The 12,760-nt window shown below is 74.2% G+C and carries 12 protein-coding genes; 4 read left to right on the top strand and 8 right to left on the bottom strand.

The genetic code is table 11. From position 1 onward, the window contains the following. Window positions 1–58: 58 nt before the first annotated feature. Window positions 59–1,138 (bottom strand): succinyl-diaminopimelate desuccinylase, encoded by a 1,080-nt coding sequence (gene dapE, locus DDJ31_RS25085; RefSeq protein WP_127178117.1) that lies wholly within the window; start codon window positions 1,136–1,138, stop codon window positions 59–61. An 84-nt stretch (window positions 1,139–1,222) separates the two neighbouring features. Here dapE and DDJ31_RS25080 point away from each other — a divergent pair, with 84 nt between their 5' ends. Together DDJ31_RS25080 and DDJ31_RS25075 are read left to right on the top strand one after the other, a co-directional pair. Continuing rightward, complete coding sequence (locus DDJ31_RS25080) at window positions 1,223–2,242, top strand: heavy metal transporter (protein ID WP_127178118.1); 1,020 nt, start codon at window positions 1,223–1,225, stop codon at window positions 2,240–2,242. A 451-nt stretch (window positions 2,243–2,693) separates the two neighbouring features. Continuing rightward, entirely contained in the window at window positions 2,694–3,143 is a 450-nt protein-coding gene (locus DDJ31_RS25075) for an ATP-binding protein (RefSeq protein WP_127178119.1), read from the top strand. Window positions 3,144–3,223: 80 nt separating this feature from the next. Here the strand turns inward: DDJ31_RS25075 and DDJ31_RS25070 are convergent, their stop codons facing one another. Together DDJ31_RS25070 and fdxA are read right to left on the bottom strand one after the other, a co-directional pair. Further along, window positions 3,224–4,315 (bottom strand): bifunctional succinyldiaminopimelate transaminase/glutamate-prephenate aminotransferase, encoded by a 1,092-nt coding sequence (locus DDJ31_RS25070; RefSeq protein WP_127178120.1) that lies wholly within the window; start codon window positions 4,313–4,315, stop codon window positions 3,224–3,226. A 117-nt stretch (window positions 4,316–4,432) separates the two neighbouring features. Beyond that, window positions 4,433–4,753 (bottom strand): ferredoxin, encoded by a 321-nt coding sequence (gene fdxA / locus DDJ31_RS25065; protein ID WP_093831697.1) that lies wholly within the window; start codon window positions 4,751–4,753, stop codon window positions 4,433–4,435. A gap of 140 nt (window positions 4,754–4,893) precedes the next feature. Here fdxA and DDJ31_RS25060 point away from each other — a divergent pair, with 140 nt between their 5' ends. Continuing rightward, complete coding sequence (locus DDJ31_RS25060; protein ID WP_127178121.1) at window positions 4,894–5,928, top strand: GNAT family N-acetyltransferase; 1,035 nt, start codon at window positions 4,894–4,896, stop codon at window positions 5,926–5,928. After that, complete coding sequence (locus DDJ31_RS25055) at window positions 5,925–6,806, top strand: transglutaminase-like domain-containing protein (RefSeq protein ID WP_127178122.1); 882 nt, start codon at window positions 5,925–5,927, stop codon at window positions 6,804–6,806. Before DDJ31_RS25060 ends, DDJ31_RS25055 begins: the two co-directional genes overlap by 4 nt. Before the next feature lie 45 nt (window positions 6,807–6,851). Here the strand turns inward: DDJ31_RS25055 and DDJ31_RS25050 are convergent, their stop codons facing one another. The 5 genes from DDJ31_RS25050 to DDJ31_RS25030 form a co-directional block, all read right to left on the bottom strand. Continuing rightward, window positions 6,852–7,466: a response regulator transcription factor gene (locus tag DDJ31_RS25050; protein ID WP_127178123.1), complete on the bottom strand. Its 615-nt coding sequence runs from the start codon at window positions 7,464–7,466 to the stop codon at window positions 6,852–6,854. Next, complete coding sequence (locus DDJ31_RS25045; RefSeq protein WP_127178124.1) at window positions 7,463–8,659, bottom strand: sensor histidine kinase; 1,197 nt, start codon at window positions 8,657–8,659, stop codon at window positions 7,463–7,465. Before DDJ31_RS25045 ends, DDJ31_RS25050 begins: the two co-directional genes overlap by 4 nt. 5 nt (window positions 8,660–8,664) lie before the next feature. Then, window positions 8,665–9,405 (bottom strand): ABC transporter permease, encoded by a 741-nt coding sequence (locus DDJ31_RS25040; RefSeq protein WP_127178125.1) that lies wholly within the window; start codon window positions 9,403–9,405, stop codon window positions 8,665–8,667. Further along, window positions 9,402–10,328 (bottom strand): ABC transporter ATP-binding protein, encoded by a 927-nt coding sequence (locus tag DDJ31_RS25035; protein WP_171480899.1) that lies wholly within the window; start codon window positions 10,326–10,328, stop codon window positions 9,402–9,404. The genes DDJ31_RS25040 and DDJ31_RS25035 overlap by 4 nt, the downstream gene beginning before the upstream one ends. 138 nt (window positions 10,329–10,466) lie before the next feature. Continuing rightward, window positions 10,467–12,719 (bottom strand): hypothetical protein, encoded by a 2,253-nt coding sequence (locus DDJ31_RS25030; RefSeq protein WP_127178127.1) that lies wholly within the window; start codon window positions 12,717–12,719, stop codon window positions 10,467–10,469. Window positions 12,720–12,760: the final 41 nt, after the last annotated feature.

Here is a 12,760-nt window from a genome sequence, read left to right as displayed (position 1 = left end):
CGTAGATCCACGCCGGTTACGGAGGGGGGACGTGCGCATGTCCACCCTCGAAGAGGTGTCACGCGGACAGCCACGCCCGCAGCCGTTCCTCACCGGCGAGGATCTTCGCGGTGTCGACGCGTTCGTCCCGCTTGTGCGCCAAGTGCGGGTTCCCCGGGCCGTAGTTGACGGCCGGGATGCCGAGCGCGGAGAACCGGGAGACGTCCGTCCAGCCGTACTTGGGCCGCGGGGTGCCGCCGACCGCCTCGATGAAGGCGGCCGCGGCCGGGTGGGAGAGGCCGGGCAGCGCGCCGCCGCTGTGGTCGTCGACGACGAACTCCTCGACCCCGCAGTCCGCGAACACCTCGTGGACGTGGGCGAGCGCCTCGGCCTCCGTACGGTCGGGCGCGTAGCGGAAGTTGACGGTGACGACGCACTCGTCGGGGATGACGTTCCCGGCGACGCCGCCTGAGATGCCGACCGCGTTCAGGCCCTCGCGGTACTCCAGGCCGTCGATGACCGGGTAGCGGGGTTCGTAGGCGGCGAGCCTGGCGAGGATCGGCGCGGCGGCGTGGATGGCGTTGGCGCCCATCCAGGAGCGCGCCGAGTGGGCCCGTTCGCCCGCCGTCCTGAGCAGCACCCGCAGGGTGCCCTGGCAGCCGCCCTCGACCTCGCCGTCGGACGGTTCGAGCAGGACCGCGAAGTCGCCCTCCAGCCAGTCCGGGTGGGCCTCGGCGATGTGCCGCAGGCCGTTGAGGTGGGCGGCGACCTCCTCGTTGTCGTAGAAGACGAAGGTGAGGTCGCGGGCGGGCGCGGGGACGGTCGCGGCGATCCGCAGCTGGACGGCGACGCCCGCCTTCATGTCGCAGGTGCCGCAGCCCCAGAGGACGCCGTCCTCGTCGAGGCGGGAGGGGACGTTGTCCGCGATGGGCACGGTGTCGATGTGGCCGGCCAGGATGACGCGTTCGGCGCGGCCGAGCCGGGTGCGGGCGACCACGTTGTTGCCGTACCGGTCGACCGTCAGGTGCGGCAGCGCCCGCAGGGCCTGCTCGATCGCGTCGGCGAGGGGCTTCTCGGTGCCGCTCTCGGAGCGGAAGTCGACGAGTCGCGCGGTCAGCCGGGCGGCGTCCAGCGAGAGGTCAAGTGGGGTGTCGGCCATGGGGCCGACCCTAACGCGCGGGAGTGTGAACGTTCGGTGCGCACCCGGTGCGAACACCATAGAGACCTCCGCTACCTTGTACGCGTGTCAGAGCCGTCCCCCCACTCCCCCAAGCGCCGTGGCCGCCTTCTGCGGGCCGCGGGCGCCCTCGTGGTCCTGCTGGCCGTCGCCGCCTACATGGCGGTGCAGTACGTGACGGGCGGCCGCGGCGGGCCCGGCTGCGAGGTCGTCGCGGGCGACGCCGAGGGCGACGGGACGACGTACGAGTTCACGCCGGAGCAGGCGGTGAACGCGGCGACGATCGCCGCCGTCGGCACCGGGCGCGGCATGCCCGAGCGCGCGGTGACGATCGCGCTGGCGACGGCGCTCCAGGAGTCGGCGCTGCGCAACATCGCGCACGGCGACCGGGATTCGCTCGGCCTGTTCCAGCAGCGGCCGTCGCAGGGCTGGGGCACCGCGAAGGAGATCATGGACCCGACGTACGCGGCGGGCGAGTTCTACCGGCACCTCGCGAAGGTCGACGACTACGCCGAGCTGCCGCTGACGGTCGCCGCGCAGCGCGTGCAGCGCAGCGGTTTCCCCGAGGCGTACGCCAAGCACGAGCCGGACGCCGCGCTGCTCGCCGCCGCCCTCACCGGGAACGCGGCCGCCACCCTCTCCTGCACCGGCACGCCCGCGCCCGTCGCCTCGGTGGACCCGACGGCCGGCGAGACGCAGGGCCCCGACGCGGTACGGGCCGCGCTGGCGCGGGACTTCGGGCGGGACGCGCTCCAGCCGGTCGGCGCCGAGGTGGGCACGGCGGCGGAGCCGTCGGCCGCCCCCTCGCAGAGCACCGGGGGCAGTCGCGTCCTCACCCTGCCGGTGACCGCGGGTTCGAGCCCGGCGAAGGGCCGCACGGACCGGCAGCGCGGCTGGCAGCTCGCGCAGTGGGCAGTGGCCAACGCCTCGGCGCTGCGCATCGAGCGGGTCGTCTACGGCGGGCGCGAGTGGACCGCGGGGAACGTCGACTCGCGGTGGCGGACGGTGCGCGGGGCGGGGACGGGCGGGACCGGCGGGACCGCCGGGGCTGCGGACACGGTCCGGATCGTCACGGCGCGTCCGTAGCCGTAGCCGTGGCCGTGGCCGTGCGCGTCGCTGTTGCCGCGCGGCCGTGACCCGCACTCGCTCAGCCCCGCAAACCCGCAGTCCCGCAGTCCCGCGAGTGCGACCCCGCCCCAGCCCCCGCCCCGGCACCTGCGCAGGAGTGCGGGGTGTCACCCGCACGGGTACCGCGGGTGCCGTTCCCCGTGTGAGGTGCGCAGGTTTTCGCGCCGTCACCCCCGAGAGGGCCACAGCCCTTGGGAACAAAGGGCTGCGGCCATTCGGCACACTGTCGGACCGGGCACCTTTTGCCCGACTTCATCCGCAGGCGATTATGCGACGCATTGCCAACTCTTTACGTCGGGCCGCCGCAACCTTCGCGGCCTTCGAGCGGTAGTCACTCCGTCCGGACCGCACCGGTCAACTGCCCGGCACGGCCGGACGATTCCGTGTTCTCTCCCGTCGAAGGAGCATCATGTCCCTCCCCCTGACCCGCCGGATCGCCCGTGCCGCGCTGCTCGTCGCAGCGGGAGCGGCTGCCGGGGTCGGTGTGGCCGGCTCCGCCAGCGCTGCCCCCCAGCTGCCCGCCACCCCGAACCTCGGCGGCCTGACCGCGCTGGACGGCGCGAGCGTCGGCAACACCGTGGACGGCGTGTCGCAGAAGGCCACCGGCGTCGCGGCCGACACCGGCAGCAAGGCCGTCAAGCAGGCCGTGCCCGCGGCGGGCAAGACCGGCGGCGCGGTCGCCAAGCAGGCCACCCCGGCCGCGCAGAAGGCCGCCGGGAGCGCGGCGGGCTCCGCCGGGGAGATCCTCGGTGACACCGCGAAGACGGCCACCAAGGGCGGGCTGCCGACGGACGCGCTCGGCGGCGGCCTGCCGTCGGCGCAGACGCTGCCGCTGAAGGGCCTCCCGCTGGGCGGCTGATCCTCCACCGCACGCGCCGAAGGGGCCCGGGAGCTGTCTCCCGGGCCCCTTCGGCCTGTCGTCGTGGCTCGTCGACGCGGCTACAGCCGGGCCACCGCCGCCGCCACCCGCTCGTCGCTCGCCGTCAGGGCGACCCGGACGAAGCGCTCGCCCGCGGTGCCGTAGAAGTCGCCGGGCGCCACCAGGATGCCCAGCTCGGCCAGGTGCGCCACGGTCTCCCAGCAGGACTCGCCGCGGGTCGCCCACAGGTAGAGGCTGGCCTCGCTGTGCTCGATGCGGAAGCCGTGCCGCACGAGCGCCGCGCGCAGCGCCGTGCGCCGGGCCGCGTACCGCTCCCGCTGCTCACGGACGTGCTCGTCGTCGCCGAGGGCCGCCACCACGGCCGCCTGGGTCGGCGCGGAGGTCATCATGCCGCCGTGCTTGCGGATCTCCAGGAGCGGGCCGAGCACGGCCGGGTCGCCCGCCAGGAACGCGGCGCGGTAGCCGGCCAGGTTGGAGCGCTTGGAGAGCGAGTGGACCGCGACGAGACCGTCGAAGGAGCCGCCGTTGACGTCCGGGTGCAGCACCGAGACCGGGTCGGCCTCCCAGCCCAGCTCGATGTAGCACTCGTCGGAGAAGACCAGGACGTCGTGGGCGCGGGCCCAGGCCACGATCCGGGTCAGTTCGTCCTTGCCGAGGACCTTGCCGGTCGGGTTGGAGGGCGAGTTGAGCCAGAGCAGCTTCAGGCCCGCCGGGTCGAGCTCGGTCGGGTCGTCGTAGACCTCGTGGCCGGCGCGCGCCAGCCGGGCGCCGACCTCGTAGGTCGGGTAGGCGAGGCGCGGGTACGCGACCCGGTCGCCGGGGCCGAGGCCGAGCTGCGTGGGCAGCCAGGCGACCAGTTCCTTGGAGCCGACGATCGGCAGCACGTGCCGGTGGGTGACGCCGCGGGCGCCGAGCCTGCGCTCGACCCAGCCGGTGAGCGCGTCGCGCAGCGCCGGGGTGCCCCAGACCGTCGGATAGCCGGGTGAGTCGGCCGCGTCGATCAGCGCCTTCTGGATCAGCTCGGGCACCGGGTCGACCGGGGTGCCGACGGAGAGGTCGACGATGCCGTCCGGATGGGCGGTCGCCGTCTTCTTGTACGGCTCCAGCCTGTCCCAGGGGAAGGTCGGAAGGCGGTCGGAGACTGCGGACACGGCTCTGGCTCACTTTCTCGCGCAGCGGCTCGCGGCGGCTGCGCGGCGGGACGGCAAACGCCTCGGTCCCGTACGGCGGGCGTACGGGACCGAGGCGACGCACGGTGCGGGCGGAGGCTACTCGGCCTGCGGCGGGAGACCCGCCACGAAGGGGTGGTCGCGCTCGATCAGACCCAGTTTGCTGGCGCCGCCGGGAGAACCCAGCTCGTCGAAGAACTCGACGTTCGCCTTGTAGTAGTCCTTCCACTCCTCCGGCACGTCGTCCTCGTAGAAGATCGCCTCGACCGGGCAGACCGGCTCACAGGCACCACAGTCGACGCATTCGTCCGGGTGGATGTACAAGGACCTGGAGCCCTCGTAGATGCAGTCGACCGGGCACTCCTCGATGCACGCCTTGTCCTTGACGTCGACACAAGGCTGCGCGATGACGTAGGTCACGCTGTCGTTCCTCCTCGATAGGGCGCTGGCGGGCCTCCACAGGCTCCGCCGCCTGGCGCGCACAAACGCGGCGTCGTCGATGCCCACCTCTAGTATCTCCGTTCTTGGGCACGATCCGAACAGGAGGGGTGGACCGACCTGTGGAAATATCTGCCGCCGGACGTCTCGAGGTCCGCATCACCGCTGCTGACGTGGGAAAACGCGTCTCCGTGCGGTGTCTGACCGAACCCGGCGCGGCGCGGGAGAAGTTCACCGACACGGTGGGCGTTCTCACATCATGGGACGACGACGTGCTGCTGATCACACAGAAGAGCGGTGTGAGCGTCCGGATCGCGGTGCCGTCCCTGGTCGCCGGGAAGGTCGTACCGGCCGCGCCGGCCCGCAGACGCGGGCCCGCCGCCACCTACCGGGAACTCGCGCGGGTCTCCTCGCGCGCGTGGCGCCCGGTGGAGAGCGAGCGGCTCGGCGGGTGGGAGCTGCGCGCCGCCGCCGGCTTCACCCGCCGGGCCAACTCGGTGCTGCCGCTCGGCGATCCCGGGCTGCCCCTGGACGAGGCGCTGGCCGCGGTACGGCGGTGGTACGCGCGACGGGGGCTGCCCGCGTACGTGCAGACCGCGACCGGCGCCGAGGGCACCCAGGAGGCGCTCTGCGCGGAGCTGGAGCGGCGCGGCTGGGCGCGTGAGGTGAGCGCCGAGCTGTGGACGGGCGCGCTGGCGCCGGTCGCCGACCGGGCCGGGTCCGCCGGGGTGGAGCTGTCCCGCACGGCCGACGCGGCCTGGCTGGCCCGCTACCAGCGCAAGGGCGTCGGCGAGGTGGCCCTGAGGGTGCTGGGCAGCGGGCCCTCGGTCTGGTTCGCGACGGTGCCGGGCGAGGAAGCGTCCGGCCAGGACGTGCCCGGTGCGCCGGCCGCGATCGGGCGGTGCGTGGTGGACGGCAGGTGGGCCTCGTTCGCCGCCGTCGAGGTGGCGCCCGAGCGGCGCAGGCAGGGGCTCGCGGGCGCCGTCATGGCGGCGCTGGCCGGGCGGGCCCTGGACGAGGGCGCCTCGGCCGCCTGGCTCCAGGTCGAGACCGACAACGCCGGCGCGCGCGCCCTGTACGCCGGGATGGGCTTCGCCGCGCACCACGCCTACCACCACTACCGGGAACCGGACGGCGACGGGACAGGACCGGCGTGACACCGCACGGACGACGCGGCAGGACCCCGCGCTCCCCGCAGCCGCCCCCGCCCGAGCGGGCCGCCGAGGTGCGGCGGCTCTTCGCCGAGGAGGCGCGCTCCGAGCGGCCCGACCTGGCCGCGCTCTGCCTGCTGGTGGGCGCGGCGGCGGACGGCGCCCTGGACGACACGGGCATCGACGCCGCGCAGATGGAGCTGGACCGGCTGGCCGGGCGGCTGCCGTTCCGGCCCGGCGGGCCCGAGGCGTGGGCGCGGGCGGTGGGCCGGGTGCTGGGCGCGGGTGAGGGGTTCGGCGGCGCCCCCGCCGACTACCGGCGCCTCGAGTCGTCGCTCCTGCACGAGGTGCTGCGGCGGCGGCGCGGGCTGCCGATCCTGCTCTCCGTGGTGTGGCTCGAGGTCGCCAGGCGGGCCGGGGCCCCGGTGTACGGGGTCGCGCTGCCCGGTCACTTCGTGGTCGGGTTCGGCCCGCCCGACGAGCAGGTGCTCGCCGATCCGTTCGACGGTGGACGGGTGCTCGCCGGGGGCGACGCGCGGGCGTTGGTGGCCGGGGCCGCGGGGGCGCCTCTCGAACCGTCGATGCTCGCTCCGGCCGAGCCGCTCGAGGTCGTCGCGCGGATCCTCAACAACGTGCGGGCGTGGTCGGCGGCCAGGCCCGAACGGTCGGAGGTGGGGCTGTGGGCCGTCGACCTCGGCCTGCTGCTGCCGTCCCATCCGGCCCGACTGCGCTACGAGCGCGCCCAGTTGCTGGTGGGCCGGGGCGAGTTCACGGACGGGGCACGCGAGTTGGAGGCGTACGCGGACGTGGTGGCGGCGGTGGACGACGCGACGGCCGAACGGGTGCGCGGGGAGGCCCGGTTGGCGCGGGCGATGCTCAACTGACGCTGTCCGGACGGTTATCCGGGCCGCTCCGGTCGGCCGTGGCCGCTACAGCCAGCCCTTCTGCCGGGCGATGCTGACCGCCTCCGCGCGGTTGCGGACCGCCAGTTTCTGGATCGCCGTCGAGAGGTAGTTGCGGACCGTGCCCTGGGAGAGGTGCAGGGCGGAGGCCAGTTCGGCGTTGGTGGCGCCGTCCGCCGCCGCGCGCAGCACCTCGCGCTCGCGGTCGGTGAGCGGGTTGGCGCCCTCCGCGAGGGCCGCCGCCGCGAGCGTGGGGTCGATGACGCGTTCGCCCGCGAGCACCTTCCTTACCGCGTCGGCGAGTTGGGCGGCCGGGGCGTCCTTGACGAGGAAGGCGTCGGCGCCCGCCTCCATGGCGCTGCGCAGATAGCCGGGGCGGCCGAAGGTGGTCAGCACGACCAGTTTCACGCCGGGCAGCTCGCGGTGCAGCTGTCCGGCGGCCTCGATGCCGGTGGCGCCGGGCATCTCGATGTCGAGGAGGGCGACGTCGACGTCGTGGGCGCGGGCCGCGGCCAGCACCTCGTCGCCGCGGGCGACCTGGGCGACGACCTCGATGTCGTCCTCGAGACCGAGGAGGGCGGCGAGCGCCTCGCGGACCATCGACTGGTCCTCGGCGAGCAGGACCTTGATCGTGCGGCTCATGCCTCGGATCCTACGTGCGCGGGGCCGTCGGCGGGGACGCGGGCGACGAGCCGGAAGCCGCCCTTGGTGCGGCCCGCCTCCAGGGTCCCGCCGGCCTTCGCCAGGCGTTCGGTGAGGCCGGCGAGGCCGTTGCCGGGGCCCTCGCCGGAGCCGCCGGAGCCGTCGTCCTCGACGGAGAGTTCGAGGACCGGGCCGTCCAGGGTCTGGCGGCGCAGCAGCTCCACCGTGCAGCGGCGGGCGCCGCTGTGCCGCACGACGTTGGTGACCGCCTCGCGCAGCGCCCAGGCGAGCGCCGACTCGCTCTCCTCGGGGACGCCGGTGAGGTCGGGCTCGGTGGGGACGCGCGGGGTGATGGCCGCGGCGGTCAGGGCGACCTGGGCGCCGGCGAGTTCGTCGGCGAGGCGGGCCCGCCGGTAGCCGGTGACGGCCTCCCTGACGTCCACCAGGGCCTGGCGGCTGACCTGTTCGATGTCGGCGACCTGCTGGGCGGCCCGGTCGGGGTGGCCGGGGAGCATCCGGCCGGCCAGTTCGCTCTTGAGCGTGATGAGGGAGAGCGAGTGGCCGAGCAGGTCGTGCAGGTCCCGGGCCATCCGCAACCGCTCCTCGTTGGCGGCGAGTCGGGCGACGGTGGCCCGTGCCTTGCGCAACTCCACGGTGGTGTGGATCAGTTGGCGCACGCCGCTCATGGAGTAGCCGACCATCAGGACGACCAGGACCAGCCCCCAGGCGTCCCGCTGGCCGACCGCGAGGCCGACCAGGACCAGGGCGGCGGTGTTGGCGGGGACGCACCAGTAGGCGAGGCGGATCGGGAAGGTGATCCCGCAGCAGACGGAGATGTACACGAACAGGCCGAGCCAGTCGCTGCCGAGGGCGAGCGAGAGGGCGACGGCGAGCGCTTCGAGCACCGCGACCAGCAAGATGACGGTGGCCGGGGCGAACGGGGTGCCCATGTTGCGGAAGACGATCGTCAGGTAGATCCCGACGAAGGCGAGCAGGCCCGCCGCGCCGGCCGCGGTGACCGCCGCGGAGTCGTCGCCGTCCAGCAGGTCGTGGAAGGGCGAGGCCAGGAAGACCAGCCAGGGCACCACCCAGATCAGCTTGCGCATCAGCTCACCCCGGTTGCGGGGCGCCTCACCGATGCGCACCAGCCGATTCACCCGGGTCTCCTCGTCGGAGAGCGGTGCGTCCTCCATGCCGTTCACGCCTTCAGCGTGTCCTTCCGGTACAGCCAGGCCGCTCCGCCCGCGAAGAGGACGAAGAACACGGCCAGGATGGCGATGTCCTGGGTCTGCGGGGCCTGGCTCTGCTCGATGGCCCGCCCGATCGCAGCGTACGCGTGCGTGGGCAGCCACTTCGCGATGTCCTGGAGCCACTGCGGGAACGTCGTCGTGGGCATCCACAGGCCGCCCAGGATGGAGAGCCCGAAGTAGGTGAGCATGGTGATCGGACGGACCGCGTCGCCGCTGGCGAGGTAGCCGAGGGCGACCCCGAGCGCGGCGAAGACCAGGCTGCCCGCCCAGATCGCGCCGGTGAGGGCGAGCCACTGCCAGGCGTCGAGGCGGACGTCCTTCACGAGCGCCGCGACGACGAAGACGATCACGATGGACGGCAGGCTCACCACGGCGGCGCCCGCCGTCTTGGCGAGGACGTAGCCGCGTCCCGGCAGGGTGGTCAGCCGCAGTTGCCGCACCCAGCCGTTCTCGCGCTCCTTGGCGATGCGTTCGCTGTTGCCCATCAGGACGGCGGTCAGGGCGCCGAAGGAGGCCATGGAGACCATCATGTACGTCGGCAGGGTCAGGCCGGTGCCGTCGACCTTCTCGGAGCTGTCGGCGTTGCCCGCGATCAGCAGGAACAGGGCCGAGGGGTAGATCACCGAGAAGAACAGGAACTTGCGGTTGCGCAGGGCGCGGGTCAGTTCCAGCTTGATCAGGCTGCTCATGACTGCTTGGCCTCCTCGGCCTGGGTGATGGCGACGAACGCCTGCTCGAGGCCGAGGCCGGAGACTTCGAGGTTGCGGGGGTAGACGCCGAGTCCGTACAGCGCGTGGACGGTGGCGTCGGCGTCGGACGACTGGATGCGGACGGTGTGGCCGCTCACGTCGACCGAGGTGAGGAAGGGCAGCGCGCGGATCGGGGCCTCGTCGACGGGGCCGTCGAGGTCGAAGGAGACGCGGCGGGCGCCGGCCTTGGCCTTGATCTCGGCTGCGGTGCCGTCGGCGAGCAGCCGGCCCCGGTGCAGCACCAGGACCCGGTCGGCGATGGCGTCGGCCTCCTCCAGGTAGTGGGTGGCGAAGAGGACCGTGCGGCCCTGGTCGGCCTGTTCGCGCATGGTGGCCCAGAACGCCTGGCGGGCGGTGACGTCCATGCCGGTGGTGGGTTCGTCGAGGACGATGAGGTCGCTGTCGCCCGCGGTGGCGAGGGCGAACCGGACGCGCTGGGCCTGGCCGCCGGAGAGCTTGTCGACCTTGCGGTCGGCGATCTGGCTGATGCCGGCCCGGCTGAGCACGTCGCCGACCTTGTAGGACTTCGGGTGCAGGGCGCAGGCGAGCGCGACCAGTTCGGCGACGGTGACCTCGTCCATCAGACCGCCGCTCTGGAGCATCGCGCCGACCCGCCCGGCGACGATCGCCTCCCGCGGCCCGGTCCCGAACACCCGTACCCGCCCGGCGTCGGGCTGCCTGAGCCCGAGCAGCAGATCGAGCGTCGTCGACTTGCCCGCCCCGTTGGGCCCCAGCAGGGCCACGGTCTCCCCCGGGTACAGGCTGAGCGACAGGCCGTCCACGGCCCGTACGTCCCCGTACACCTTGCTCACAGATTCGAATCCGACCACCGGGGTGGCGGCCGTCACGGCTGTCGTTGTCATGCCCCCCATCCTGCTGGGCGGCCGGGCGCCCGGGGCAGTGTCGGGCGTCCGGGGTGCGGGATGACAGATGTCATGCGGCGGCCCCGGGGAACGCGAGAGGGCCCGTCCTCGCGGACGGGCCCTCGGCAGCGGCTCGGGTCAGCTCGGGTTGGTGTCGATGACGCCGACGCGCTCCGCCGTCGTCCTGCCCAGCAGCGCCTTGCGCAGCGCGGCGACCACGTCCTGCGGGATCACGTCACGCTTGCCGCTCGCGCCCTCGACCTTCACCCCGTCGAAGGTGCTGCCGTAGGCCTCCTTGAGCGCTTCGAGGTTGTACGTCTCGACGAGCTTGCCGTCGATGGCCTTCACGCCGAGGATCTTCGGCAGCGACACGGGACCCAGCGGGATCTGGTGCGCCGCGTCGGTCTGCACGATGACGACCGCGGACATCGCGGGCTCCGCGAACGCCTTCATCATCCGGTCCACCTCGGCGTTGGAGACGGTCGGCTGCTGGCTGGTGGTCGGCACCGTCACCGTCTGCGCCGCGCCGGTCTCCACCATGCCGCGGTAGGCGTCCTCGACCGCGGTCGTGGACCTGGCCGCGTCGATGCCCTTGCCGGCCTTGCCGTAGACCGCGACGGCCTTGCCCGACTCGAACTTGATGGTGCCTTCGCGGACCGAGCCCGAGCCGCCGCCCGCCAGCTTCAGGGCGGCCTGGAGCTTCTCCTCGTCCACCGGCATCGACGGCTCCACGACCCGCTTCTGGCCGAACAGGGAGCCGATCACCGACACCGGGTTGTAGTCGCTCCTGGCCGCCGACGCCACCGTCTGCTGGGTGTCGAACTGGAGGCCGGCCTGGTCCGGGGTGAGGGAGACCGTCTTGCCGTCGACGCTCAGCTTCAGGGGCTTGCCGACCCGTTCGCCGAAGGCCGCGTCGAGCTTCTTGACGGCGTCGTCGCGGGTGCCGCCGCCGATGTCGACGCCGAGGACGGTGGTGCCCTTGGGCACGTCGGTGTGGTTCATCAGCAGGCCGGCCCCGTAGACACCGCCGGCCAGCACGAACGCCGCCACGACGAGCAGGACCAGCTTGCTGCGGCCCTTCTTCTTCGCCTTCGGCGCCGAGGACGCGGGCACGTTCTGCCCGACCGGCTCGGGCAGCTTCGGGGGGGTGTGCGGCAGCGGCCCGTCGGTGCCGACGCCCGGCGCGAACCCGGTGTTCGGGCCGGGCGGCACGACCGGGATGCCGCTGGTGACGGTGTGCCCCGAGACAGGGGCGGGGCGGCCGCCGTAGCCCGGGGTGCCCGGCTCGGGGACCTGCTTCTGCGGGGTGAGGATCGCGGTGTCGTCGCTGAGGCCGCCGCCTGGTCCGGGTCCCGCGGCGCGCGGGGCGCCTGGCGGGGTCATCGGTCCCTCGCCGGTGGCCGGGCCGCCGGTCGGTCCCGCCGGGCCCCGCGCGCCGAAGCCGCCGCCGGGTCCGCCGGGTCCCTCGAAGCCGCCCGCGCCGCCGGGACCGCCGTAGCCGCCCTGGCCGCCGGGCCGTTCGCCCTGGTCGCCCTCGGCGAAGTACGGCAGCTCGTCGCGGCGGGGCTCGCCCGCGCCGGGGGCCGAGGGGGGTGTGTTGTTCGCGTTGCCGGCGGCGCTCGCGTTGCTGGAGTTGTCGGTGAAGTCGTACGAGGCGTTCGGGCCGCCTGGGGCGGCCGGGGCCGCCGGGGTCTGCTCGGGCGTCCCGTACGGGCTCGTGCCGTTCGCCGGGGCGTCCGCCGGGCCGGGGCGCGGCGCGTTGCCCGCGGCCAGGGCCTCGGTGACGTCGAACGAACCGGTGCCGCCGCCGTGTCCTGGGGCGACGGGTCCGCCCGCCACGCCCGGCAGTCCCGCGCCGTTGGTGGAGCCGGGACGGCTGCCGCCCGACGCGCCCATGGCGCCGGTGACGCCGCTGGGGCGGCCGGGCAGCGCGGGCCGGGCGGGCGGCGCGGCACCGGCCGCGGCCGGACCGACGGCCAGACCCGCGCCGTTGGTGGCGCCCGCGCCCTGGCCGCCCTTGGGCGCACCGCCCTTGCGGGGCGCGAACCAGTCGCTGGTCTTCTCGCCCGCGGGCGGCGCCGCCGCCTCGGCGGGCGGCTCGACGGCGGGCGGCGGTGCCGGGGTCTCGCCGGTCTCCTCGGGGGCCGGCGAGTCGGCGACGGTGGTCCGCACGACGACCGGCGGGATGGGCCGCGACCCGGGGATGTTGATCCTGATCCGGGTGGTCAGCGTGGTCTCGGTCTTGCGGTCCTCCGGCTGCGAGCCCGAACGCGCCGCGTCGGTACCGGCGTCGGGAGCCACGGGCGTCCCGTAGGGCGGCGTGCCCGACGGGTATGCGGCTCCGCCGCGCCCGTTGGGCCCGGAGGACGGAGTGTCAGTTTCACGACTCAAGGCAGGTTCTCCCGGTTGGCTCCGCCGCCCCACACGACCTC

Origin of the sequence: Streptomyces griseoviridis (genome assembly GCF_005222485.1) — a bacterium.
GTDB lineage: Bacteria > Actinomycetota > Actinomycetes > Streptomycetales > Streptomycetaceae > Streptomyces > Streptomyces hintoniae.
The sequence above is the reverse complement of the archived record's forward strand: the minus strand, read 5'-3'. Positions and strand labels throughout refer to the sequence as shown.

Coding starts and splice junctions, on each gene's coding strand:
- dapE (WP_127178117.1), bottom strand. CDS start 1,138: ATGGCCGACACCCCACTTGACCTCTCGCTGGACGCCGCCCGGCTGACC.
- DDJ31_RS25035 (WP_171480899.1), bottom strand. CDS start 10,328: ATGACAACGACAGCCGTGACGGCCGCCACCCCGGTGGTCGGATTCGAA.
- DDJ31_RS25045 (WP_127178124.1), bottom strand. CDS start 8,659: ATGGAGGACGCACCGCTCTCCGACGAGGAGACCCGGGTGAATCGGCTG.
- DDJ31_RS25075 (WP_127178119.1), top strand. CDS start 2,694: ATGTCCCTCCCCCTGACCCGCCGGATCGCCCGTGCCGCGCTGCTCGTC.
- DDJ31_RS25040 (WP_127178125.1), bottom strand. CDS start 9,405: ATGAGCAGCCTGATCAAGCTGGAACTGACCCGCGCCCTGCGCAACCGC.
- DDJ31_RS25050 (WP_127178123.1), bottom strand. CDS start 7,466: ATGAGCCGCACGATCAAGGTCCTGCTCGCCGAGGACCAGTCGATGGTC.